This window comes from Paenibacillus sp. WLX1005, from assembly GCF_046603685.1.
Lineage (GTDB): Bacteria > Bacillota > Bacilli > Paenibacillales > Paenibacillaceae > Saccharibacillus.
This window is the reverse complement of record NZ_CP176756.1, coordinates 3,022,796-3,048,150: the sequence shown is the minus strand read 5'-3', so window position 1 is coordinate 3,048,150 and position 25,355 is coordinate 3,022,796. Positions and strand designations below refer to the sequence as shown.

Annotated in this window: 27 protein-coding genes and 1 pseudogene; 22 read left to right on the top strand and 6 right to left on the bottom strand. The window is 35.9% G+C overall.

The window, feature by feature from the left end; translation table 11 throughout:
* Positions 1-214 precede the first annotated feature (214 nt).
* The gene (locus tag ACE3MZ_RS13010) at positions 215-2,386 is read left to right on the top strand and encodes a CARDB domain-containing protein (protein ID WP_411342593.1); all 2,172 of its coding nucleotides are present in this window, start codon (positions 215-217) and stop codon (positions 2,384-2,386) included.
* A gap of 98 nt (positions 2,387-2,484) precedes the next feature.
* On the opposite strand, the gene ACE3MZ_RS13005 is transcribed toward ACE3MZ_RS13010, so the two are convergent.
* The 5 genes from ACE3MZ_RS13005 to ACE3MZ_RS12985 form a co-directional block, all read right to left on the bottom strand.
* The gene (locus tag ACE3MZ_RS13005; RefSeq protein ID WP_411342592.1) at positions 2,485-2,760 is read right to left on the bottom strand and encodes a hypothetical protein; all 276 of its coding nucleotides are present in this window, start codon (positions 2,758-2,760) and stop codon (positions 2,485-2,487) included.
* Between the two features lie 20 nt (positions 2,761-2,780).
* Entirely contained in the window at positions 2,781-4,430 is a 1,650-nt protein-coding gene (locus ACE3MZ_RS13000; RefSeq protein ID WP_411342591.1) for a S8 family peptidase, read from the bottom strand.
* Positions 4,431-4,584: 154 nt separating this feature from the next.
* The gene (locus ACE3MZ_RS12995) at positions 4,585-5,073 is read right to left on the bottom strand and encodes a hypothetical protein (RefSeq protein WP_411342590.1); all 489 of its coding nucleotides are present in this window, start codon (positions 5,071-5,073) and stop codon (positions 4,585-4,587) included.
* A gap of 15 nt (positions 5,074-5,088) precedes the next feature.
* Complete coding sequence (locus ACE3MZ_RS12990; protein ID WP_411342589.1) at positions 5,089-5,589, bottom strand: AAA family ATPase; 501 nt, start codon at positions 5,587-5,589, stop codon at positions 5,089-5,091.
* On the bottom strand, positions 5,537-6,013 hold the full coding sequence (locus ACE3MZ_RS12985) for an AAA family ATPase (RefSeq protein ID WP_411342588.1): 477 nt from the start codon (positions 6,011-6,013) through the stop codon (positions 5,537-5,539). The genes ACE3MZ_RS12990 and ACE3MZ_RS12985 overlap by 53 nt, the downstream gene beginning before the upstream one ends.
* Positions 6,014-7,098: 1,085 nt before the next feature.
* Between ACE3MZ_RS12985 and ACE3MZ_RS12980 the strand changes: the two genes are divergently transcribed.
* The 5 genes from ACE3MZ_RS12980 (at position 7,099) to ACE3MZ_RS12960 (ending at position 9,374) form a co-directional block, all read left to right on the top strand.
* On the top strand, positions 7,099-7,752 hold the full coding sequence (locus tag ACE3MZ_RS12980; protein ID WP_411342587.1) for a hypothetical protein: 654 nt from the start codon (positions 7,099-7,101) through the stop codon (positions 7,750-7,752).
* The gene (locus tag ACE3MZ_RS12975) at positions 7,746-8,285 is read left to right on the top strand and encodes an accessory gene regulator B family protein (protein WP_411342586.1); all 540 of its coding nucleotides are present in this window, start codon (positions 7,746-7,748) and stop codon (positions 8,283-8,285) included. The genes ACE3MZ_RS12980 and ACE3MZ_RS12975 overlap by 7 nt, the downstream gene beginning before the upstream one ends.
* Positions 8,282-8,407 (top strand): hypothetical protein, encoded by a 126-nt coding sequence (locus ACE3MZ_RS12970; protein ID WP_411342585.1) that lies wholly within the window; start codon positions 8,282-8,284, stop codon positions 8,405-8,407. Before ACE3MZ_RS12975 ends, ACE3MZ_RS12970 begins: the two co-directional genes overlap by 4 nt.
* A gap of 2 nt (positions 8,408-8,409) precedes the next feature.
* The gene (locus ACE3MZ_RS12965; RefSeq protein ID WP_411342584.1) at positions 8,410-8,766 is read left to right on the top strand and encodes a dipeptidyl aminopeptidase; all 357 of its coding nucleotides are present in this window, start codon (positions 8,410-8,412) and stop codon (positions 8,764-8,766) included.
* A 320-nt stretch (positions 8,767-9,086) separates the two neighbouring features.
* On the top strand, positions 9,087-9,374 hold the full coding sequence (locus tag ACE3MZ_RS12960) for a hypothetical protein (RefSeq protein ID WP_411342583.1): 288 nt from the start codon (positions 9,087-9,089) through the stop codon (positions 9,372-9,374).
* 294 nt (positions 9,375-9,668) lie between these two features.
* Here ACE3MZ_RS12960 and ACE3MZ_RS12955 read toward each other — a convergent pair whose 3' ends face one another.
* A complete protein-coding gene (locus tag ACE3MZ_RS12955) occupies positions 9,669-10,013 on the bottom strand; it encodes a helix-turn-helix domain-containing protein (RefSeq protein WP_411346786.1) in 345 nt (114 codons plus the stop codon).
* A 38-nt stretch (positions 10,014-10,051) separates the two neighbouring features.
* On the opposite strand from ACE3MZ_RS12955, the pseudogene ACE3MZ_RS12950 reads away from it, so the two are divergent.
* From ACE3MZ_RS12950 to ACE3MZ_RS12875, 16 genes and pseudogenes are all read left to right on the top strand, one after another.
* Positions 10,052-11,190 (top strand): annotated as a pseudogene (locus tag ACE3MZ_RS12950) (IS3 family transposase); the annotation flags it as partial.
* 104 nt (positions 11,191-11,294) lie between these two features.
* Entirely contained in the window at positions 11,295-12,149 is an 855-nt protein-coding gene (locus tag ACE3MZ_RS12945) for a hypothetical protein (RefSeq protein WP_411342582.1), read from the top strand.
* A gap of 5 nt (positions 12,150-12,154) precedes the next feature.
* On the top strand, positions 12,155-12,490 hold the full coding sequence (locus ACE3MZ_RS12940) for a hypothetical protein (protein ID WP_411342581.1): 336 nt from the start codon (positions 12,155-12,157) through the stop codon (positions 12,488-12,490).
* Between the two features lie 39 nt (positions 12,491-12,529).
* Positions 12,530-13,033: a hypothetical protein gene (locus tag ACE3MZ_RS12935; RefSeq protein ID WP_411342580.1), complete on the top strand. Its 504-nt coding sequence runs from the start codon at positions 12,530-12,532 to the stop codon at positions 13,031-13,033.
* A 786-nt stretch (positions 13,034-13,819) separates the two neighbouring features.
* Positions 13,820-14,614 (top strand): thiopeptide-type bacteriocin biosynthesis protein, encoded by a 795-nt coding sequence (locus ACE3MZ_RS12930; RefSeq protein ID WP_411342579.1) that lies wholly within the window; start codon positions 13,820-13,822, stop codon positions 14,612-14,614.
* Between the two features lie 26 nt (positions 14,615-14,640).
* Positions 14,641-17,046 carry a hypothetical protein gene (locus ACE3MZ_RS12925; RefSeq protein WP_411342578.1) on the top strand — a complete coding sequence of 802 codons (2,406 nt, stop codon included), beginning with the start codon at positions 14,641-14,643 and terminating at the stop codon, positions 17,044-17,046.
* Entirely contained in the window at positions 17,043-18,140 is a 1,098-nt protein-coding gene (locus tag ACE3MZ_RS12920; protein ID WP_411342577.1) for an ABC transporter substrate-binding protein, read from the top strand. Before ACE3MZ_RS12925 ends, ACE3MZ_RS12920 begins: the two co-directional genes overlap by 4 nt.
* A gap of 414 nt (positions 18,141-18,554) precedes the next feature.
* Positions 18,555-19,595: an MFS transporter gene (locus ACE3MZ_RS12915; protein WP_411342576.1), complete on the top strand. Its 1,041-nt coding sequence runs from the start codon at positions 18,555-18,557 to the stop codon at positions 19,593-19,595.
* A 578-nt stretch (positions 19,596-20,173) separates the two neighbouring features.
* The gene (locus tag ACE3MZ_RS12910; RefSeq protein WP_411342575.1) at positions 20,174-20,656 is read left to right on the top strand and encodes a hypothetical protein; all 483 of its coding nucleotides are present in this window, start codon (positions 20,174-20,176) and stop codon (positions 20,654-20,656) included.
* A gap of 40 nt (positions 20,657-20,696) precedes the next feature.
* Positions 20,697-20,879 carry a DUF6906 family protein gene (locus ACE3MZ_RS12905; protein ID WP_411346785.1) on the top strand — a complete coding sequence of 61 codons (183 nt, stop codon included), beginning with the start codon at positions 20,697-20,699 and terminating at the stop codon, positions 20,877-20,879.
* A gap of 209 nt (positions 20,880-21,088) precedes the next feature.
* On the top strand, positions 21,089-21,847 hold the full coding sequence (locus ACE3MZ_RS12900) for a DUF6744 family protein (RefSeq protein ID WP_411342574.1): 759 nt from the start codon (positions 21,089-21,091) through the stop codon (positions 21,845-21,847).
* Between the two features lie 135 nt (positions 21,848-21,982).
* Positions 21,983-22,135, top strand: a complete 153-nt coding sequence (locus tag ACE3MZ_RS12895) for a hypothetical protein (protein ID WP_411342573.1) — start codon at positions 21,983-21,985, stop codon at positions 22,133-22,135.
* A 57-nt stretch (positions 22,136-22,192) separates the two neighbouring features.
* Positions 22,193-22,342, top strand: coding sequence for a hypothetical protein (locus tag ACE3MZ_RS12890; protein WP_411342572.1), 150 nt, complete (start codon positions 22,193-22,195; stop codon positions 22,340-22,342).
* Between the two features lie 93 nt (positions 22,343-22,435).
* Positions 22,436-22,726 (top strand): hypothetical protein, encoded by a 291-nt coding sequence (locus ACE3MZ_RS12885; protein ID WP_411342571.1) that lies wholly within the window; start codon positions 22,436-22,438, stop codon positions 22,724-22,726.
* Positions 22,727-22,812: 86 nt separating this feature from the next.
* Positions 22,813-23,907, top strand: a complete 1,095-nt coding sequence (locus tag ACE3MZ_RS12880) for an AAA family ATPase (protein ID WP_411342570.1) — start codon at positions 22,813-22,815, stop codon at positions 23,905-23,907.
* Between the two features lie 4 nt (positions 23,908-23,911).
* A complete protein-coding gene (locus ACE3MZ_RS12875) occupies positions 23,912-25,306 on the top strand; it encodes a vWA domain-containing protein (protein ID WP_411342569.1) in 1,395 nt (464 codons plus the stop codon).
* Positions 25,307-25,355: the final 49 nt, after the last annotated feature.

The following is a 25,355-nucleotide window of genomic DNA, read 5'->3' as shown; positions in this document are numbered from 1 at the left end:
TTTTTATGGGTCCCTATGAGGGACTCTTTTTTTATAGGAGGTAAATATGAAAAAACAGTGGTTAATTCTTCCGCTAGCTTTTACAGTGTTTCTTCAGTCTGTTTCTGTCAATGCATCAAGCACACCGATGCTCCAAAATTACGCAGGATGGAGTTATGGAGAGAACAATAAACGCTTGACTGGTATAGTTCCAGCTTTAGGAGATACAGAGCCTGTGACCCGGGCATGGCAACTCACTCAGTGGAAGGGGATTGTTAACTATCCCGATAGTAAGCAGACTATCATCCCAAACTATGATGTTTTCAATGTAAAACCTCGTGATGGCGATCCCGACTTTGACAAAGAAAATGGGTTTGGGTTGGTATACAAGAGTCCAGAAGCATTGAGCGAGATGTTTGATGCTTTTACAAAAGGGAATAATGGTGGTATTTCGTCGAAGCAATGGAATTACTATCGCGATACTTTTGCAGCTAATGCGAATGATGAGGTATTCGCTTATAAAAATCCATTCTATTATACAGTAGAGCATAGCTTTGAATTTCTGCGAACTGCTGGAATTGTACAACGTATGGGCTATAAGTTTGATCGTACCAAAAAGATCAGTGAGGATGAGCGACAAGCGATCTATACGGCATCTGCTTGGCCTGAATTGTCGTTTACACGCACTTTTCAGGGATTCAAGTTGAGCTATAAAGCATATGGATTCACCGAGCGAAATATCCGCATTGTTGCAACCAAGAAAGGAGCTTTTCCAGATCTGAAACATGTCATGTCACTTACGGATGGGAAAATGATCTCCGCAGACAAGGATACGGCTACCGGTAGCGTAAGTGTGACGAATCTGAATGCACTGCGTGAAAATCTGGGCAATGAGATCGATGTTATGCTGGAGGATGGCTATGGTCGCACAGCAATTAAAACTATTAATATTGCTGAGTTGCTGAACATGGATTTTATTCCAGACTCGCTCACATTGACCGCTAATAATCAATTGTGGGTCAAGTTCCATTACAATGGTGAGGACTACACAACATCGGATTACGTTAGTGAACGTGGTATTCCGATGCTGGCGAAAGTCACCATTACGGGGCCGGATGGAGAAGATCAGACGTTGCAAGGGATGTACACCGGCAGCTCCAAGAAAACTGTAAACGGACAGGAATATAGCTACTACTTCGGCAATGTGCAGGTGGGGGAACAAGCTGGTAGGTATAAGATCAAAGCTAGTGTAACCGTCAATAATCCATCACACGAAGAACATGCCGTTGAGTACCCGGATAAAGCATACGATAATAATACGATCACGGACGAGTGGACACGCGACTACACAGATTTGATAGCACAATCGGTTACCGTCGATCCTGATAAGATAACAGACGGGGATAAAGCTCAGATCACAGCGAAGGTGAAGAGTGTGGGGCCGACAACGCAAAATGATGTGTTAATCCGCTTTACCGACAACGGACGCACGATTTACGAAGCGATGAAGACGCTTGCGGCAAATCAGGTGACCAAGGTCGGGCCTTTCCAGTGGAGCGGTAAAGGCGAGGGGAATCATCAAATCATGGTGAACGTTGATCCAAAAGAGCAGACAAGTGATATCAACTATAGTAATAACACAGCGATTGGAACCTGTGTCGTTATGGGGGCTGACGGGAAGGCTGGTAGTTGCAAAGGTGATCATGCCTCGGCACATTGGACAGTAACGTACCCGACAATCACAGGATACAACACCGATAAAGATCGACGGGGCAGAAAGCATAAAAAGCCAATCTGGAAATACAAAACGGTGACTTATCGCGAGAGTTTAGCATTGTCGGCAACCGTCAATACGAAACAAGGCATTCTCACCGACCCGGATCATCCAAAGGACAGTGATCGAGAGTCAAGGGGCAGTTGGGAAATCATTCCGTGGAGTCGAGATCATGGGAAAGATCCGAATAGTGTCACGCGAGCCGGTTATGGGTTTGAGTTGACCGTCAAAACCAACTACGATACCGATTGGGAGAGTAAGGTTCCAAAAGGCTACGAGGGTACAGCACGCCGAATGGGTGGTAGCTACCACGGACCGAGTAAAGTTACTGCCTATATTTATAATACCTACGGTGAAAAGATTGATACGGTGCAGATGGAGCGAATCGCTGGTAATGCAGATGAGGCGACTTGGGTGCTGCCGAAGCATACGGCGGTATCGCCTGTCACAGGAGAGAAGTATGTAGATCGCAAATGGTACATTAATGAGAATACGCGAGATGGGGAATACACGATCAAGATCACAACAGATGTGAGCGGAAAGAACGGTTTGATCGCATGCACCGGTAAAGTCGTAACCATCTATGGAAGTATGTACGATGATACACAAGATTTACGAATATATAACAAATAATGTAGTAGTATAGCTAAGATAAACAGAGATACGGCTATAAATATAAGAAGCGCGAACCCAAGCACATATAAAATCTGGGAAGGTTCGCGCTCCTTACTTTAATTTTTATTCTTTTTAAGAGTTAATTTAACACCAGCTTCACCTTCTAAACCAACTACTAATTGAGTAATTCCACCACTTTTTGCTACACCTCGAATATGAACTTCGATTGTATCAAGCTCAAAACCGGTAAATGTTTTTGCAAAATTGACAAGAGTTTCTACCGGAAGTGCATCAATAGCGGTATCCATCCCAGAAGAAGGATTAAACATTACTTCCTTTTCTTCGGTTTTTACAACAGGCATCATTAATACATATTTTTCTTCATTGTTCATTCTAAACACTCCTTTAGAAATTAATAATTTCCATTATCTAAATTCAATTCATTAGCTTCTATTTCTACTTCGTTTAAGATTTCAAACCTAGATTCAGTTTCTAATGAAATACCACCGTGAATATCTACATCATTGTTAGTTAGGTCTTCTATAGAAACTAGCAAAATATAAGGGATTTCTTCTTCATTGCTTAACTCTGGTTTAGTAAACAAATGCAACCATATTTCCCAATCTCCGGGATTGAAACTACTGATTACTTGACTAAAATGGTGAACATGATGCCAAGGTTGTCTACCTTCTTTTCCAGGAGGATTGTCTGTGGTAGAGTTGTTATTTGAATTGATTTTATGAAGTGATGCATCTATATATGATCTTAAGTATTCACCCCCCTTGCTTTGATCGACTTTAGAGAAAGTAACACAAGTTATAGAGACTTTTATAACAGGTTGTTTTGTATTAGAATAACTTGCTATAGTAGAAGGCATATAAAATCTTACCCGCTGTTTAGTTAATCGGGACATTTTACCTTCTCTTAGATATGTGGCTCGACTTCTAAAAGAAGATCTAGCACTATCATAATTCCCCATTCCTTTTCCATACATTCTTGAATGAAGTTCGCGTGTTTCTTTAGAACTTTCGTATAATTGAATGTGAGGAGTATCAGCATGGTGCAGTAATAATGATTTAGCAATTCGTATATTTTTGTAAGGAACTTGTTCTCTTAATAAAGCTAACTCTTGAGCACCAATCGGAGCGGCAAAACTAGTACCAAAATCTTGACAAAGTTTCCCTTGGTTATTTATAACGTATGCTGCTGAATTAGCTGAGATATATCCTTTATTATTATTTATATAAACGTTTCCTCCAGGATAAACTAAGTCAGGTTTATTGCAACCGCCAAATCCGAATCCAATTCTACTAAAAGGCGAAATTTCTAATTTTTTAGAGATACTATATTGATGCTCATCTCTTGAGATTGACCCAATAGTTAGTGCATGGAAAGATTCGCTGGGTGCTGCTATTCTCGAAGAATCATCATCGATTATGTCAGCAAATTCTGTATAATACGTCCAAAGTTTATGGTTCCCAGTAGGAACAACAAATTGGATGTTATCTTCTTCATACTCCTTTGTCAAAGAATCAAGTACATAAGCTAAGTTTCCAACAGAATCCTCTGAAATTTGCTCTTCTGCATTCATAGACAAACAAAATATTTGAGCTTGTTCTTTTATACTTTCTACTGCTGACCTTATTCTATTGATTAACGTAGATTCTCCGACACCACTTCGACCGTCGTTAATCGCTGCATCTATGATTCTGACTTTCGGGATTAATTTTTTTTGCTGTACTTGTTTATCAATGTCATCTCCAAATATTGCTCTGCTTGCTACCTTTGTTCCATGTTCACAGGTGGGGGGATATTTCAAGTCAGGGCTTACATAACGACCAGCAATACAATCTTTCATACTTTCAGGTAAAAATACTCCATCATCCAGAATACAAATTACTGGTAAATTTTTAGGATCATCAGGGAAGTGGACGGCTACATCTGTTAGATCAATTTCATTTTGACCACCGCCTTCTTGTTTAGTTCCAAAAAAAGGAGTCTTTTTAATGCCTAATACAATTTCTTGATCAGAAAATGTTTTCAGACCGCTAGATGGAAGCAAGGCTCGAATTATAGGGGTGTTATTTTGTAATATTACATTTTCAATAATTTGTCCATGTTCTTTGAGTATATTCTGATAAATATATTCGATTAATTCCGTGTATTCTTCTTTCTCTAAATTAGGTAGTAAGGTTATTTGAACATCTTGAATAGATTCAGTATTTCTCTAACAAATTCGTAGATAGTTTCTCATCAGAGTCAAAAGAAGAAATTGATTTTATATTTTGAAAAAAGTTATAGGATGCTCCTTTCCTACTAGTATAACTATTCAACTTTTTAGATAAACTTTTGAAATGAGCTGGAGTAGTGGATACAACAGCCACATTAGACTTTTTAATAGAATTAACTTTTAAATTATTTTTTAAAAATAAATTTTCATAATCTCCTCTTTTATCTACGATATCTTCTTCTGGCAGTTCAATTTTAAATATCATTAATTTATCTTTTAGTGGATGAGAGCTTTTAAGGTGTGTTTTTTCGATATTATTCATACCTTTTGATAAAAAAATCCCATGATTGTAATGATCAATATCTTTTGGTTTATTTCGAGATGTTGGTGAATAAGTCACGAATTCTACTTCATTATCATGAATCCAAAAATGTTTTTTCGGGTTCTTATTTTTATCATTTTCATTATTGTTCAATCTTATCAATCTCTCCTAAAAACGATCAGAAATAGTAGATTTCGGTATACCAGTAAGTTCATTAATTTCTCTAAGTGTATAGCCTTTATTTTTTAATTCATTTAAAGTAGTGGACTCTAAATTTGCATCATTAAATAAAAAAGTATATTGTTTTATAATTTTCATAAAATGATTAGTTGTTATAATTTGTTTTTTTTCATGAAATACAGCCGTCTTTATTGCTTTTATTAATACATCATGAAGTTGAGAAAAATTAAAATCTTTAGTTAAATTAGCTATTTTATGAATATCTATTTTATTTATATAAGAATATTTGGCTAACTCTTTTTCAATATACTGCGACCTCATATGGAAATCAGGAAGTTTAAAATAAATGGACGTTTTGAATCTTCTCCATACAGCTTTATCTAACAAATCTTGATGATTAGTAGCAGCTATTACAAATACTTCATCAGATAGCAAATCAATATTTTGCAAGAGTGTATTTACAACTCTTTTTTTTAATTCCCAGTTCATGATTATCATCTCTTTTTTTTGCTATTGCATCAAATTCATCTAAAAAAAGTATGACGTTTTTCTTATTTACTGAATCAAATATTTTTCTTATGTTACTTCCTGTTTGCCCTAGTAAAGACGAAATTAAACTATCTAATCTAACATACGCTAGAGGTAAATTTAGCAATTTAGATAATAGAAAGGCAGTTGATGTTTTTCCACAACCAGGCGGACCACATAAAAGCAATCTATTTTCAAAATCTAATCCTAAATCTGATAAAATATCTCTGTTGCTATACTCTTTTACTATATTGTCTAGTTGCTCTTTTATAGACTGATTAAAAATCAAAGAATTTTGTTCAATGTCTTCTGGATAATACCAATCAACTAAATTATTATTTGTATTTTTATCCTTTGGTGTATATATATTCGTAGGTTCATACATTTTTAACCCAGAAGATTGAGAAAATATAGTCTCTTTTTGATTACCATTTCCATTATTTATCTTTCTTTGAGTTTAATGCTGAGTTTATTTTGCTCGCTAGCTGAATATTACCTTTTTTCCTTTCCTCCTCAGACAGTTCAAGTACAGTTTTTTCAAACAAATAATTATTCTCTTCATTGTAGTATTCTATTAATTTCAGTAAGAAGTTTGCTCTCATATGATCACCCTTTTCGGAAAAATCGGATTTCTTCTTAATTATATCATTTTAATTGAGATTAATGCGAATCTATTTTCGGACAATTCGGAAAAATGATTTGAAAGTTAATAAAATGTTCCTGTATAAACTATAAGAAACGAATCACTTCAGTTTTGTATGCATGTTCTTACTCATACAACATTGTCGAAAGTGAAAAGAGCTGTCAGCATCAGCTAACAACTTCTATTTTTTGCAGATATGATCTTCTATTGCGTAATACAATGTATAAAGTGTACAGACTGATATATAAAGTGATCAGAGCTATAATTGAAGTAATATATTGCGCATTTTAGCGCCTTCTGGATAAGAAATACTAAAGTTAGCCTCCTTTTTTAGAAGATTGGTTATAATGGTATTAGGTGGAGGGGGAATATAATTGCTCCTCGGTGATATTACTTGTTGGTCTTCGAGCGTTTCCGATGCTTGAAGACCTTTTTCTTTTTGGCGCTTTTGTTCGCAATTGCTGCAATGCGTATTTATTTCAATCCACACTCCTGCACAAGGAGCGACGATAATGGTTGGGCTGTTGTAGCTCATTTTTAAACTACTTTAAAACTTATAAAAAAGGTAAGCATAGGATCATCTCTTAACGGCTTAACTATATCATGTATAGGTGTGATAAATTAATTACTTAGCGTGTATCATCTGATAGCGGAATTATGCAGATTGTCGTATAATTTTGATAAAAAAGGGAATCTTGTATCCATTATATGTTACATAAGTCGTTCTCCTTGGGGGAGCGTGGACTGTGAATCAATAGGGGGAGCATGGATGATAAAGGACTGGTCACTCTCCGTGCGAGAGTGTGGACTGCAAAGTGGATAAAGCTATGTATATTATTTTGAGCATTTTTGATGCGGCAACCATGATAGCATTAATTTTTAAATTTTATAGACTACCTGTAATTATGTATTTGAAAAGATTATCGGTTCTAGCTTTGATTATAACTATTTCTTCTTACTTGTGCAGAGTACAGTTTAATATGCCCTATCTGGATTTACCTATACAATATTTAATTTTTGTAATTTTTCTTCGTTTTATTATAAGAATTAAAATGCATTATGCTACTTTTATAGCTGCAACCGGAATGCTGGGTTTTTTCGTGATCCAGCTCGGTATATACTACTTTTTTGATCTGTCTGGTGCCCTGGATACTTCAATTGTTAAAGAAATAAGTGGTGTAGCTGTATATGCAGTACAGATCAGCACGGAAGTGGCTATATTGCTACTATGTTTTGTTCTATGGCGTTTTAATTTGGGTTTTTCTTTTATTTTATTACCGCCTCATGATTTTTTTAACAAGGAAGACTATACAACTAGACAGAATGTAGAAATGATTGGTAGTACAATGTTATCCGCGCTGACTATATTTGTAGCGATCCTATTTCTTAATTATGGTTATGTATTTGCTTTGGTAATATTGGCAGCCTTTAGTTTCTCTCTAGCTTATTATTTTTCGCGAAAAGGGGATATGCAATGGTAATCGAAAGTATCTCCTCGTTTTTAAGCAAGCATTTAAAAATGAGTGATCCTGATCATCCAGCATCTGAAGAGGTATTACGCTGGCAAATCAATATATACCTGAATTATTTTTTTACATTTGTTTTAGTTTTAATAGTAGGACTGTTTACAGGAAAAGTAATAGGTTCTCTAATTTCAATGATGGCATTCATAGTGCTTAGAAAATATTCAGGTGGTATGCATCTAAGATCAATTACAGTTTGTACTATCTTATCTGCTGCTATATTTAGTGTTATACCTTTAATAGAAATTTCTTACGTTTGGGCATTAAATATAGTGTCAGCAATTATATTTTTGAAATACGCTCCGAACTATGCTGGAGATGAGGTCACAGAAAGCAATAAACTGTCGGATATTCAATTGAAAATAGTTTGTATAGTTGTAGTAATGAGTAATATGATCTTTAATTCTTCTGTACTAGCGCTTACTTTTTTTATTCAGGCAATTCTTGTTTCCCCGCTATTTAACAAACATGAAGAGGGGGTATCTAATTGAAAAAGAGCGTTGCAGGATACATTATGAATATATTGGTGAAGAATAGTGAGAAGTCTGCTGCTAAAAGAAAAGGGTTGATTGGAGCACAGAAGCTGCCTAAAGTATTAAAGAAAGGTAAGTGATTATGGGCATTTTGGGTGTAAAGTTAATTGATGGTAAAAAAGCCGGGAACTTTGAAAATTTTGATATCCAAGAAGTTTTTAAAATTGATACTTACAATAATAGTGGACACAGTGTACCATGTTACCATACTCGTCGCGGGATGTTTGTAGGGATTAGTACGCTAGCTGAATGTAAAAAAGCGTTTGGATTTATTCAGTTAGATAATGGGACGTTAGCTGATGCAGGGCAGATTAGTCACATTACAGATAATGGCTGGGCAGTTGTAGCTCATTTTTATAGGACTAATAAAACAGCAAATGTTGCCAGATCGAAAAAGCAAATGATTGAACATCTTATACAGAATTTATCAGAGGCATGAAGCCTCTTTTTTTCCATACAAAAAAGTCAAGAAAAATCGAATGCTCTCGATTTTATAAATATACATACAAAGTTCGACAGTTTTCCTGTTTCTAAATTTTTGAGATTGTAATAAACTAACTATACTAATCAGCTTCACTTTTATTAGTGTTTAGAGTCTAATAAGGATCTTCTAACTCAAATTTTACTTGTTTTCAGAACACTTGTTCGTTATAATTTGTGTGCATATTATTATCTAAGCTTACTAGTTGATTGCTAAAAATATGTTGAGCTTCTGTAAACATGCAGTAAATTAACTTGTAGAGAGGAGGAGTAGACGGTATGCTAGAGTTTATTAAACCCTCTATTGAGAAAAGAATTGAGATTATAATTCAGGAGAATGAAGAAAAACTACAGGAAGAATATAGTGAATTTGATGAGATTTTAACCAGCATAAAATCTCATCTGCCAGACCATTTGCGAGATGCTGCTGAAAAGCTAGAAACAATGTACATACAGCGTATAGATGAGATAGCTCCTGTATACCGTACTGGTTTTGACGATGCAATTAAGCTTTTTCGTTTTTTTCAGAATGTAAGTGCTGATCAATATAAACTTAAGAAAACATAAGAAACCGTTCAAGATTAAGAACGGTTTCTTATGTTTTTCTCTACTCCACATATTTCTTTTCGTGCGCCTACGTAATAAGCGACTACCCGCCTTTTCAGCACTTACTCCACATGGAAGAAAACAAGCGATTTCCGCGAACCTCATTTTTAGACTAAATCAAAACGCCAAAATCCCTTATGTAGCAAGTAGCACGGAACTTCTAGGGATTTCATGATAGCTTAGAGTTTGTGCTTCTTACACATTTGTATTGCATCTGATTCTTCATTAATAACTATACCCATAATAAAGAACAATTTAATTATTGTACATATTGCCTCGCATTTTCCGCATTTGTTCTACAAAAGCGGCGGCAGCAGTTTTTTTTTCTTCCGTCCAATCAACTGCAAATTTGCTTTCTTTTTTGTAATCCTCAACGTTTCTATAATCTGTTAGCCCTAGTAAATAATCCGCACTAACTTCAAGTAACTCGGCTATTTTTTTTAAAGTAGCTGTATCGGGGTCCCTAACATCACGCTCATAGTTAGATAACACAGCATTAGTTACTCCTAACTTTTGTGCAAAAAAAATCTGAGACCAGCCTTGGGACTGACCCCATAGTGTGAGACAAATCAAAACACCTTCAAAAGAATTCCTAACCATCGTAAGATGTAGAGGACAACTTTGGAGGTGTTTTTGCATTGGCAACAAGAGTCAGCTACCCACTCGAAATCAAAATGAAAGCTATTGAATTAAGATTGGCTGGTGTTCCGAAACGCGAGGTCATGGAACAACTTAATATTCGAAATAAGTCACAAGTAGAGACATGGTTACGTTGGTACCATGCAGGGGAACTGAATCGGTTAGAACAGCCTGTTGGTAAGCAGTACAGTTATGGTAAAGGTCCGGACTCTGTGACCGAGACAGAGAAACTACGTGCAGAGAATCGATTTTTAAAGCAACAGGTCGAAGTGCTAAAAAAGTTCAAAGAGTTGGAGAGGAGCTGTCGCCAGAAGTCGTAATTCCCTGGATGGAGAGCATCAAGGGCATAGTGACCATACAGCAAGCCTGTGAATGGATCGGGCTTCCCCGTTCCACCTATTATCGTTGGAGGAAGCGAGAATCACCTGCAAAGTCAAACGAGCTTGTCTTACGCATTCGAGAATTGTGTCGGAGGCACCGTTTCCGTTATGGCTATCGGAAAATGACGGCTCAATTACGGCGTCAAGAGCAGGTGAATCACAAACGTGTGCAACGAATCATGCAACAAAACGGATGGCAATGTCGCGTCAAGGTGAAAAAGCGCAAACAAACAGGACAACCTGCATATGTAGCAGAGCACCTACTACAGCGGCAATTCGCAGCTGAGCGTCCCTTGCAAAAATTAGTCACCGACATTACGTATCTCCCTTATGGTCACAGCATGATGTATCTGTCGACCATTTTGGATCTATACAACGGTGAGGTTGTGGCCTACAGTATTAACGATAAACAGGATGTACATTTTGTATTGGATACACTGCAGCAGCTCCCTGACGTGAGCGGAGCAATGTTGCATAGCGACCAAGGCTCCGCGTATACCTAACATGCGTACCAGGATGCTGTAAAGGAAAAAGGCATTACCATGAGCATGTCCCGCAAAAGAACACCCGCTGATCATGCCCTGATCGAATCGTTTCATTCCACACTAAAGTCTGAAACGTTCTACCTTGAGAATCTCACTTGCACAACGACGGCAATCGTTGTACAAACGGTACAAGAGTACATCTATTACTATAACGCAATTCGTATTCAAGCGAAACGAAACAACCAGTCACCGATTGAATACCGGCAACTGGCTGATAAATCAAGGTGTTTTGATCCCTGTCTCAGAGACAGGGGTCAGTCCCCAGTTTCCATCACGGAAACGTTCGCCTTTTTTTATGGGAATCGGAGGGTTTACAGATGACATACTATTCCATTAATGAAGAAGCCGCACGTCGTGCAACTGCTGAATATCAGGCGATGGTAGATCGTGCCTACGAAGTGGCAAAACATTGCAAAAGCACAGTCGATCCAATGTATCACGAAAAATTGGATGTTTTGGCTGATGCTTACGCTCTCAAATTAGCGGAGAACCTTAATAAGCGCAATATTATCGATGCCCGTGTTCCTTCTGTTTTAATAACAGGTGGTGGTAATTTCCCCACGCGTAAAAAGGAAAAACAGAACGCAGCACGAGAGCGTAATATGCAAGAGTATCAAGAAATAGATTCTTTATTGGAGAAAATGCGTAGTGTTGGTAAAGGCGGTATCAGTGCAGACGATCCAGACGCTATGGGTAAGCTGGAGAGGAAGCGTGAAGCTATGCAAGCAGATCAAGATCATATGAAGGCGGTCAATGCTTATTATCGTAAGCATAAGACACTGGATGGCTGCTCGCAGCTTAACGATCAACAGGTAGATGAGCTCAAGCTGTCCATGTCAAAAGATTGGCGGACATCTCCTGTGCCTTTTCCATCGTTTCCCCTAACAAATAATCTACAGAATATCAAACGAGTACAGACACGACTGAATGATTTGAAGCAGAAACCTGCTGATGAATGGGAATTTGAAGGTGGGAAGGTATTGAGCAATATGGAAGCCAACCGCCTACAAATCTTATTTGATGAAAAGCCGTCCGACGAGCAGCGTAATGTGCTTAAAAAGCGCGGTTTTAAATGGGCGCCAAGTCAAGGAGCTTGGCAGCGGCAGCTTACTTCCAATGCTCTACAGGCGGTAAAATACATGGACTTCCTTCAACCGATTGATAAGGTGTAACAGCCATGATATATCGCTATTATTATAAAAAATGTCCGGATGAGCGCATGAGAACCATTCGGCGGCTCATTGAATCTGGGCGCATCCGTATCAGTGATATTGTTACCATTCGTGGAACCTTTAGCGATCAGAAATGGTATCGACTCACGATCCGGACGACAACAGAGCAGCTCCAGTTCACCGGATTAAGCTGGTTTTACTTTGGCACTGGCTCTTTAGGGATGCAGCAGGTCTTACGTTGGCTGCTTGTGCCGTCTGCTTATCAGAAGGCTGTATTGAACGTGGAGCATCAAGGCGATACGTATCAGCCTAATTGCTTCGTGATTTGTTTTGAAAAGTGATGATAAATAAAAAATATATATTCAGAGAGGAAGATAAATATGAGTCATTTTACAGTTGCCGTTATCACACCTAATTTGAACAGTGTAGAGGACCTATTAGCTCCATTCCAAGAAAATAATATGGGAAATTGCCCTGAAGAGTATCTGGCGTTTTTTGATGTAGAAGAAGAATATCAACGATCTTATGAATCGGAGTCAACGGAATATATACAAATGGAAGATGGACGACTTGTCTCGCCATATGATTCTGGTTTTTATGTTACTTCTTTTGAGACGATGATGACCACGCTTGAAGCTCTAACACACTTAAAACGTATACAAATTCCACACAGAGAGAAGTACCCTACATTTGATGATTATATGATGCAATATGTAGGGTATAACGCTAAAGATCAAAAGACAGGGAAATGGGGATATTGGGAGAATCCGAATGCTAAATGGGACTGGTGGGAAGTCAGAGGACGTTGGTCGGATATGTTGTTGCTTCGATCAGGTGAACAAGCCAGTGCAGCTCCAATTAAAGATATTTTCTTTATTGAGTAGGAGCAACATGAAGGAATAAGCGTTGAAATCGAAGGAATGTCTGTACCTATATTTAATTTCCTCTAATAGAAGCTTCTCAAGAATGGGGGGATTCTCAGCAAATCGCTGATAAATTAATAACAGAGTTTCAACATAATTCTAGTATGATACCTATTTTTTATAACTTACGTATACAGCAATAAATTCAAAAAAAAAATTTTTTAGAAAAATGAGTCTATAAACCTAAATGGAATGAATATAAATTTTTTTTACAGAAAATATTATCCCATATAAGTATATATTTTAGGAAATAAAACAATTTTATGTAAGTTATTTTTTTGAAATATATAATTTTCTCTTGAGCGATACCTAAAATTGAAGCAAGTGAAATATTGACGAGATTTTCTAGATGAAATAATATCATAATCAACCAACCAATAATAAAATTATTACGGCTAACAAAGGAGGTGATACATGTGGATCAAATTTTGGATCTTAATTTAGAGGAACTAGAAGAAATCGAAGTAGATCAAAGAGGAACAAGTAGTACTAGTTTTGGTTGTTGCAACGAAGGAATTTAAGGATTGTACAAAGTAAAATATTTGAAATCATCATCCATAAAGGAGGTGATACATATGGATCAAATTTTGGATCTTAATTTAGAAGAACTAGAAGAAATCGAAGTAGATCAAAGAGGAACAAGTAGTACTAGTTTTGGTTGCAACGAAGGAATTTAATTAATTACTCTTTCAGGGCCAAACTATGTATAGTTTGGCCCTTTAGTCTAAAATAAGGAGAATGAGACCAATGCTATTAAAAAAGTCTTGTACTTTTGATCAATTATCTTATGAATGGAATTGTTACATAATAAAAGATCTTGTTGATTTTGATTCTTTTTTAACACGTACCTATACGAGTATGAGTGTTGATAATCAATTTTGGTTTATGAGAAAAAGTTTTAATGGAGATAACCACATACGTCTTAGATTTAAAAATACTGTATCTACAGATGAGATAGAGCAATTCTTCAGTGCAGAAAAAATTAATTTTAATAAAATTATTTATGAACCAGAAGTATTTCTATTTGGAGGTGAAAGGGGGACTGAATTAGCACACAATTATTTCTGTTTGTCATCAAACTTGTTAGTTAATTATTTAGTTAACAAAGAGTCGATTAAAATGTTTAATTATATCGTCATTTATATTTCTAAATATATAATTGAAAAAGTAAATGCGGATAATTTTGAAATATGGGACTGTTGGAGTAAAATTTTTCAGCTTCGGGAGTTTGATTTAGAAAAGTATAAAAAAATCATAGAAAAAAATTATAGAAGTTTTGAACTACTAAGTGATATGAGAGTAGACGAATTGTTAAGTAATTACTCTGAAAATTTTCGAGAGTTTTTTTTGAATGAGTATATACCAAATCTCGATATATTAATTGAAGAACATAAAAATCATTATTTTAAAGGGGATTTAACTAGAGGTATACGAAGTATTTTATCTGCCATCATAATTTTCAATTGGAATATTTTTGGTTTGAAAGCAGGTTTACAAGGATCTTTAGCGTTAATGTTCATGAATAAGTATAAACCTTTATAGCTTAAATTTGATGTGAGGTGTACGAAATGAATGAATTCCTTATTATAAGAAGCCCTATAAATAGTGCTGATTTTATACATGAATTGGTACCTTCTAAGAGTTATTTATTATTCATTGAGAATAAAGCATTAGAAAAGGAGATAGAGCAAAATAAAAACACTTTAGTTGATATTTTATTTCATAAAATTCCATCAATAACTAATAAATCTTTAAGTCATAAACTTATTGAACAGAAAAGAAAAATATACAACCAAATTAGTCCTTTTAAAATTGAGTTATTTACAGAAAATAAAAATTTATTCAATGACGAAGAGTTGAAGTTTATTATTAACGATTACAATGTAAGAGAGAAGTTTGTCTATAATCAAAACAAAATTTTTGAGAATTTAATTTTTGAAAAAGAAATTTTTGAAAAAAATGTTATTGAATTGCTGAATAATAATGAATGGTTTAAGTCGGCTATTTGTGTATCCAATCGAAGCCTTTTTGAAAGTATTTATCAAAAAAAGACAATTGCAATCGATAAAAATAAATTTACTACTTTGTTAAGATATATTTATAAATCTTCCATTATGTCGACTCCTTCATCTCTATGGTCTGGTGTAAATCTGGCAGAATGGGATGATTTAACGCATTGTATCAAACGTTCCAAATTCTTAGAATTTACTTTTGAATACAATTTAAAGAAATTTAAACATAGGGTTCGTACGCATACAAAATTGAATTTTGTCGAGTATATGAATGAATTTTTTTATATTAACCCTACATTATTTGAAGATTCAGGATATTTATACTATTGGAAGGCAGAGTATAAGTCACTAAAAAAATGCCGACTGAAAAATAATGATATCTTAAGTCATATTTTGAAAGTTTATAATAATAAAATATTTAAATTAAATGTCATTAAGAATGAGTTGGGAAATTATATTTCAGAAGAGCATCACAACGATTTTATTCAACAATTAATTAATCTTGATATTGTTAGAATTAAAGCTGATCCAATTTATGGTTCTTCTAATCCATTTCAGTATACATTTCAAAATGAAGAAGAAAATAGTATTTTACGTACTAAATACAATATTCCTGATTTGAATTTTAGGGAAGATTTTAAAAAAATAAGCTATTGCAATGATAATTATGATGCGATTTCTACTAGAGTTAATACATTAAATGCTTGGGAAACTATAAAATTAAGTAAGGAAATAAAACAAGATTTGAAAATAGCGGGAAATTTGTATAAAGCAATTTTTGAAGAGATGTATAGTGAATCTCGTACAAGCGAGATTCAAAAAGAAGAGTTTGCAAAAAAATATGGCTATGATAATTTAATTCCAATTTTAAAATATAGTTTTGATCGTGAAAAGCTAAAAAATTCAGCAAACTTTGAAAAAAATTATAGAGCTTGGGAGATTCCAAAAGCTCAAGCAGGTATAAGCTTTTATAAGCGATTAATAGAGTATATCATCAAAAATAAAGTTCTATTAAGTGGTAATAAAGAAGTGATTATAAACTCTAGTGAAATTTTGAAATTAAAGCCTAATTCAAAAATTAAAAAAAATAAAGTTGAATTAGAGGAAGAAAACGAGATCATTTTCCAGTTTTTTAAGGAGAGTGACACATACTTTTTTATTCCTGAAATGTACTCAACTATGTATGGGCGATTGGCAGGTCGGTTTATTAAACTCTTTGATAAGCGTTCGCAAGAAGTCATGTTTAAGCAACTCATTGAGCACATTGATAACAAAGAAAAATTGGTCCAAACTAACATTCATATTAATAATGATTTAGATGGCTTGGGTTTTGATAATCCCTTCATTGAAGAAAAGTTACTTTTATATGACTATAATGCACATTCAAGCGAAAAAGTAATATTTATTAATGAAGTTTTCATTAAGCTAAATAAAAGTAATGATAAATTCTCAATACATTTATGCGATGGTACACCAATCAATTTATGGAACTCATCATCAATATCACCAGGTAATGATATATTGTATAACTTATTGAATTATATACCTCATCAGGAAAAACCAACTTTAAACGGGCATGCAAAAAGTAGAATAGAACTAGATTTGGATTATCAACCACGTATTATAATTGACAAGCTTATTTTTAGTAGAGAACGTTTTAGATTAAAAAAAGAATATTTCGAGTTTTTAAACAAAAGTTACTCCGATTATCAAAAAATGGAGTTTTTGTTTAGCCTGGTTTATGATCACCAGCTGCCACTTGAATGTTTTCTTTATACAGATACCAACTTTAAGCCTCAGTATATACAGTTTAAATCAGTTTACGACTTGAATATAATCCAGCGAATTATCAGAAATAGTTTGAAATATATATATATTGAAGAATGCTTGCCGTCTAAAGAGCAATATTGGTTGAATGATGGAAATGAAAAATATAATGCAGAGGTGTGGTCAAAAATATGAATAATACTTTAAGATTATTTATTAAAGGGAAATCAGAAAATAAAATCAATCCTTTATTATACGACAATTCAGTTGATTTATGGTTGATGGGATGCATTTATCAAGGAATTATGATGTTTAATGATGATTTAGTTTTAATAGGTCGATTAAGCCAAAGCCTAATATGTGAAAATGATTATAAAAGTTACATATTAACATTAAAAGAGGGATTGAAATGGAATGATGGTCACTCGATAACTACTGAAGATATTTTATTTACCATTCAGTGGCTTCTTCAACCTGAAGCCCCAGATCATTTATCCAAGTATTTCTTAAACATAATTTCAGCAAAAAATTATAAGACTAAAAGCACTAATGATATTGAAGGCATAAAGTTGATAGATGATTATAGAATTCAATTCTTGTTAGAAGCTCCAGATCCTTATTTCAATCAAAGATTATTATTACCTATCATCCCAAAACACATATTTGAGAATGTCAGTGTAGAAGATTTTTATAATAATCGATATAAAGATGAATATATTGGATCAGGTCCTTATAAACTAATTAAAAAAGAAAGCTCAAAATTCTTGTTTTCTAAAAATGAGTATTTTCATTTAGGAACGCCTTATATTGATCATATGACTATTGAAACAGGATCAAATGATGAATTAATTGATTTATTGAAAAATAGATCAATTGATTTTGCCGAAATCAGTTATAGCGACATTGATTCAGTTTCTGAATATCAAGATCACTATAAATATTACGGATTAGATAAACCAATGATTACTTTAATAGCATTAAATCATCGAAACAAAATGTTGAAAAATAAGTCTGTCAGAAAATCAATCGCTTATGCAATTCATAAGAAAAAAATAATAGCAGAAATTTATAAAGGATATGCCCATCCTATAGAGCAATATTATCCTAATATATTAAATCGCTATAAAGCGGAACTTTTAAATGATTATCATTACGATATAGAGCTTGGAAAAATAATGCTACAAAATGAAAATCTAACAGATATTCAGTTCAATTTAGGTTACAATGCAACAAATTCAGAACACAAATTTATTGCAGAATTTGTGAAAAAAATGATCTTCTTAACTTAAACGTTAATATATATATCAAAGAATACACTGACAATTATACTTGGCAGGAAGATTTTAAATCGAATAAGTTAGACATGTTTTTAATTGATTATAGAATGCTAATATCTTCTAATCCAACCAATTTCTTGGGGTGCAATAGCTTATTAAAACAACTAATAGGATGGGAAGATAAACAGAATGACTTATTAGTTGAGCAGTGTGCAGAAAACAATGAAAATAAAATAGAAATATACAAGAAGTGGTCAGCCCACATTAATGAAGAACTTCCAATGATTTTTCTAATCAGCCCACTTGAAATTCAACTGATAAGTAAAAATATACTAAATTTAAAACCAAGCCCACGGGGTCTTCTTTGGAATATACACGAACTAAAAATTGATAATTAAAATTAATTTTATTTAGGAGAGAGCTATCTTGAAATCAAATCTACTGAGAAATCGTATATTTATAAGTGTCTATCTATCTAATTTTATATCTTCAGTTGGAGATAGGCTGGTCTTATTTATTTTACCTTTATGGGTCATGGAATTAACTCATTCGTCTTTAAAAGTATCTATAGTCAATGCAGTAATGACAATAACAGTAGTATTACTTACACCTTTTACTGGGACCATAGCTGATAGGATTTCAAGGCGGAAAATTATGATATCAGCAGATATCTTAAGAATGATAGTAATGATATGCCTAGCTATATTGTCAATAATTTTTGAACTGCATTTGGGCATTCTTATTATATTAATAGTTATTCGATCGTTTGGAACTTCTATATTTTCTCCTGCATCTAATGCGGCCTTATTAACATTTGTAGATAAGAAAGACATTGATGAAGCAGTTGCTTGGAGACAAACAATGAATCAATTAGTTGGAATAATTGCTCCTTTGCTAGGAGGGATTCTTGTAGCAGCAGTAAGTTACCAAATTATTTTCATAATCGATGCAGCCTCTTTTCTTATTTCCGTGATTGTTTTATTAATAATCAGATTTCCAAATGATATAAAAATAACTAAAAGAAAGCCATTTTGGGTGGACTTAAAAGAAGGATTCACAACGATATTAAATCAAAATGTTTTAAAAACGCTTTTAATAAGTGCTGGAATAATAAATATTTTGGGCGCGGCTTTAATTGTAACATTACAAGTATATGTAATAAGAATGCATTATAGTCCGATTTGGTGGAGTATAATTTTTGTTTCTTCTCCGCTTGGAGTTATTGTAGGTGCATTTATATCACGATTAATAAAACTAGATAAAAAAATGTTTACTAATGCATTTATCTATGTAGGATTAATGGGATCTTTAAATGTTCTGATGGGCTTAGTTCAAAATGCGTTTATTTTTACTATAGTATTTTTCTTATCAGGTATAGCATTCGGTATTAGCAACATCTATTTTGGTTCTTTATATCAAAAAATGATTCCTTTGGAGAAAAACAAGGTCGATTTTTTGGGTTTTTAAATTCAATATTACTAATCGCAACTCCATTAGGTCAAACAATTACTGGTGCTGGATTAGAATTTATACAAGCTAATTACTTTATAGTTGCTATTGGTATTTTAACCGTGATAACTTCTATTATCTCCTTAATTATTTTAAAAAATCAGTGGATATCTATGAATATAAAAGATGAAGAAAGAGTTTTTAGTAAAAGTTCCAGTTGATTTTTTGTTTGAAAATTTATTGTGAATAATTAATTTATTCTTGTACTTTAAGTTGATTTGATTTAGTATTTAATTACATCATTGTATCCTGATACTCTCAATGCTGGAGACAAAGGAAATGTGTGTTGTACCCTCAATCCTGCTGACTTGTTGTAAGATAAGGAAGAGTGAGGTAAAAGCAGGCAAAAAGTCGTTGTCCGATACTCCCTCATTGCTGGAGAAAAGGATCAAGAGTACCGAAAGGCTCTCCAAAAGTAGTTATGTGATTGTATGTAAACAAGCAAATAAACGTATACAAAGCCGATTTTAGCAGAGTTTCATTCTGCCGAAATCGGCTTTTTTGCGTTTGCATTAAAAACTGAGAGGATGATTTGTATGTTATTAAATCTATTCCAATCGAAAAAGCAGGAAGAAAACACACTGGAAAATGAGATCAATTCGTTTTTCCAAGATGAAAAAGAGCGTCGTCAAAAAGCAGAATCATTTGTACTTATGATGCTGGGGCTTATCCCATATGCTGCACAAGAAGTCTGGGGCTACAAAGAGGATCGAATGATCATCGGTGATACGGTTCTGTTTGAAATGAGCAGCCAGCATTTTTTTGTGAAAAGTACAGATGGGGTTGAACTGGCTGTGCTTGAACTTCGAGGACAACCTTTTTGGCAATCGGTACAGGAGATCATGAATTTTGCGCACGATTTGCTGGAAGATATTCAGCAGCGTGAAGTCGGACGTAATCAATTGATTTCAAGTATGGATCAGTTGACGCAACGAATCAAAGATAGTTCGATTGCAGCTAATCATAAAAAAGGTCTTGCGATTGCTCAGCAGGTTCCGCAATTTGTGAAAAATAATTAAATACTTGTAAAACGATCCCTACAAGAGTAGGGATCGTTTTATTATCCAAATCAGAGAGGAAGAGTCCTATGAAAAAAATGACCGTAAACCTACACTTAAACAAAAAAAGCTAATTACCACTGCGAGGTTGAATGCACAGAATTGGTTGGTGCGTGCTCAACATGAAGGTCAGCTCACCATTGTGCACCGCGAATCTCATAAAGTACGTCAGCTTTCGATCTAAATATAGGAAGGACTCCAAACGGCTGAATAAGCTGCTGGAGTCCTATTTTATTTCAAAGGAGAATGCAGCATGACCGTTCATGGTTTTGTATCGTATAGCATGGAGCGCGCATACGCCGCTTACAAGCTTGGAAAGATCATTCGGTGCGAATACTGCAATCGGCTTGAATATCTTCTATCGTTGCACTAAGATACAAGGAGGCTAAGCAATTGAATTCCATTTTAAACAATATGGCTGCTGTTGGTGGTCAAGCACCAACGGATATCATTGGACATTTAACCTGGGCAGGTGCGGGCGCGATGCTGATCACACGAGATGAGCTGAAACAAAAGCTCATCGATTCTGGACTAGGTGAAGGTTGGATGCCGAAACCTATCCGGTTGCCGGATGCGTTTCGCCGAGCAACTTCAGCCAAGTTTCGGCAAGAAATCGCTGAGGGCATATTTGAAAACTATATGTTACGTGAAGTGGGTTCCAACAAACAGACGGACACTAAAGGTAGGCGCCTTAGCTATGATGAGACGGCTGGTGTCGTCATACTGGATAAACACAACGGTACGATCGATGCAAGTCATACCTCGGCTACAGCTAGCCAGATGACTCAAACTGCCATCTTGCGATTTGAAATTTGCAAAAACCATTACGAAAGCACGACCCTGCTTACCGTGATGACGAACGTTTTAAAAAGTATGTCGCCTACACCTGTCCGACAGTCGGGCGGTGTGTATTTTGTTCCGAAGCAATTTGATCCAGAACCGCACGCATATATTGCGTTTATCCGCTCGCTCGAAAAGGGCGAAGCAGAAAACATTCCAGTGATTAACACCAATGATATGCGCGGAATGATCACGAGAAAGCTGCTGGAGCATTTAAAAGGAACATTGAGCGTCTGTAAGACAGGGGTCGACAATCAACTTAAAAAGTCAGAGTTGAAAGTGATTTTAGACGATGCTAAACGGATTGCTTAGGACTATAAACAGTATGAAAGTATTGTCACCGGTGATCTACAAAGTATGGATGAGCTATGTTTATTAATCCGACAAAATGTGGCTACCGCTTTACAGAATATGGCGGAGGATTAAAGAACGAAAGGATGTTTGGATATGGAAGGACAAGCCTATATGGAACACTGGGCACTGATTCGCCAAGTGTTGCAACATCATATCGAGCTGGACAAAGTAAGGTATAGTCAACATGCAGGGGAACGCATGGAAGAACGTAGCATTACCAAGCGGATGGTCGAGTTTATTTTATAATATCATGAACCGACGGAAATGCACGAAGCCGGGAAGTATCCATATGGCGCACATCCTATGAGTAATAGTGATCCCGTATTGACTGTGGTTGGTTCCTATGAAGAGCGTGTCGTAGCAATCGGTCTGGCTATCAAAAAGCGATCCTCCAGTATCCAATTCACGTTTGTGACTGCCTTAGCGCCGGAATCTGGGCGACATGTTGAGTAAGAATCAAGCATCCACCCCTAGGATTTGGTGTATACTAAAGTACACAACACTTCAGACTAGGCGGTGAAATCGATAATGAGAGGAACAAAGACCATGATGATTAATAATGTGGCGACAATCAATTTCCCGGTGGAAATGATAGATGGAGAGGAACAGTACCCTCTACATTCGGCTGCTGTTGTTGAAAGTATCGCAGATGCCATTACCGATGAGGTTAAAGCTTCTGTGACCATCGATTACGAGCAGATCCCAGCCGATTACTTCTTGAAAGTAAAGCAAGAACTGGGTATCCGAGCGGTCGATCACGAGAAGGCAGCCCAGCATGAGCAAAAACTGCTGGACATGCTGAATCATGCTGGAGCGTTTCCAAACCACAAAAATTAAATGAAGGATCTATAAAGAAAAGAGCTGAAGACTTCCTACGATGGGGAGCTTCAGCTTTTTTTTATTTGAAAACAGGAGGAATACACATGAAAATTTGGGATGTAGTCAAACAATTGAATACAGAATTTGCGGAACGTGAAGAAGTAATTGAAGGATTAGTGATTGCTTTGATTGCTCGGCAACATGCGCTATTAATTGGACCACCAGGGACAGGGAAAAGTGCATTGGTCACGGAGGTTATCAGACGTATGACTGGGGCAAAGCATTTTCAATGGCTGCTTACACGCTTCAGCACTCCAGAAGAGTTATTCGGTCCCGTTTCGCTACAAGAATTGGAGCAAGGGGTATACAAGCGCAATACGGTTGGCAAATTGCCAGAGGCGCATACTTCCTTTTTAGATGAAATTTTTAAAGCCAATAGTGCCATCCTAAATGCTCTGTTAACGCTAATCAATGAGCGATTGTTTTATAACGATAGTGCACCAACAAAGGTGCCGTTAATATCGCTTGTTGGTAGCTCCAATGAGTATACCGAAGAAGGCGAAGGACTCGAAGCATTGTTTGATCGATTCCTTTTGCGTTTTGAAGTGAATTACATTGGCGAAGATCAAGCTTTTGTAGATATGTTAAAAAGCCAAATCTCTTTACCAGTGAATATGACGATGGAGGATCTGTATCAGCTTCAATCTTTCAGCGATACGGTGACTATCTCTGATGCTATGTATGACAATTTGAGCCAAATTCGAAGTGAACTACGAGATCAAGGGATTCAACCATCCGATTGTCGTTTCAAGCAGATCTTATCGATTCTTCGAGCAAAAGCAGTATTAGCTGGAAGAACGTCTGTTATAGCAGAAGACATGCTCATTCTCAAGCATTCCCTTTGGGAAATGCCAGATCAACAAGACAAAGTAGCTAAAATCATTCGCTTCCATGCGCAAGATGCGATTAAGACAAAAGTCGAAGACGCGCTATCTGAAGTAGCAGATGTTCTCCACAATCTGAAGAAAGAAGGAGATACAACGGACGCTGCGTTAGAAGCCATCAAAAAAATAAAGAGCATCGCTGCTGATCTTAAAGTCTTACAAATAGAAACGCCTACACGTTTGGATATTCGGGATGCTTTACAAAGTATTCAAGCTTCCCTAACTCACATCACTACACATGTGCTGGGCGTATAAGCATATGAATCATATTCAAACGGTGTTAAATACAGATCAGTATGACCGTAGACGATTTGACGAACTTCTTCATATATCGGAAAAACTGATAACGGTGAAGGAGCAAGGGGAAAAACACATCCCCTTGTTTTCACACTTGATGGGTGATATGTGGGCAGGTTTATTTAAGATGCAGCCACGGCTGCTAGAAGAAGTACCTTCGGATCTCAGCGTAAATCAGCAATTGATGCAGCACATAATGGAGGATCGCGGTTATACCGATTTAAGAGAATTTACTCGGCTGGACGATTTTGCTTTCGCTTTGGGAACAACCAAGTACAGCGAAACCACATTACGCTGGATTACTCAGCAAATGGATGAACGTCAAGATGTATTCGATGCTTGTGATCAATATGCGCAAGGCTTACCAGATGCATCTCAAGCTGTAGCTAAAACCATATCCTCAGCCCTAAACGACGAAGGTCATGCGTTGTCTAACATGTTAGCAAAGGCGACAGAAGAGGCAATGACAACAAAGGAGAATGTAGAGCTTCTGCTGGGAGGACTGCAAGCAGGAAACCGAGCAGGTGAACTTCAGCGCGTTCCTCTTCAAGAAAAATTATTTCTTGCCGAGCATTTGAGCCACCATCCCAAGATGAGAGAAATTGCAAAATGGGCTGGGCGTATGAAACAAATTGCTTATCGTAAGAAGCGTTCTACGTATACGGCAAGTATGGCTCGGAGTGGCGTAAAGCAATGGCAAGATATTTCACAGTTGCTTCCTATGGAACTAGGATACTACGCCAGTGGCATCACGAAAATGGATTTTCTTCGCCGATATGTGGAAGGTCAGACGCTCCAATACGATACCCAAGGACCCAAATCTCTTGCCAAAGGACCCATTATTTTGTGTCTGGATCAATCTGGTAGTATGTCCATACTGGACGCCGCAGCTAAGGGATTCACGTTAGCCCTGATGAGCATTGCTCGAAAACAAAAAAGAGATTTTGCACTGATTCCTTTTTCTAATACAGCGGAGCAGACGTTCTTCTATGTGCGTGGGAACATGAAGGTAGAGGATATGGTGCGATTAGCAACATCTTTTGTCGGAGGTGGAACAAAATTTAAACCACCTTTGTTACGAGCTGCTGATGTTCTAAATAACCATCAATTTAAACAAGCGGATATCGTTTTTGTGACAGATGGAAGTTCTGATGACATTGATTCAACATTTATGAACGATTGGAATCATTTGCGACAGAAGAAACACGTTTCGGTTCTCTCCTTATTGCTTGGAGTTGAATCTATTTCCGGTGTGGAAGCCTTTTCTGATCGTATTGTCAAAGCATCTTCATTTGAAGACGATGCCATACACGAAGCCTTTACCGTTGGAGGAAAAAAGAATGAAGCTAAGTCCTAATAAATTAGCCGAGCAATTGGAGGCTGCACATGAATGATTTCACCAAGTA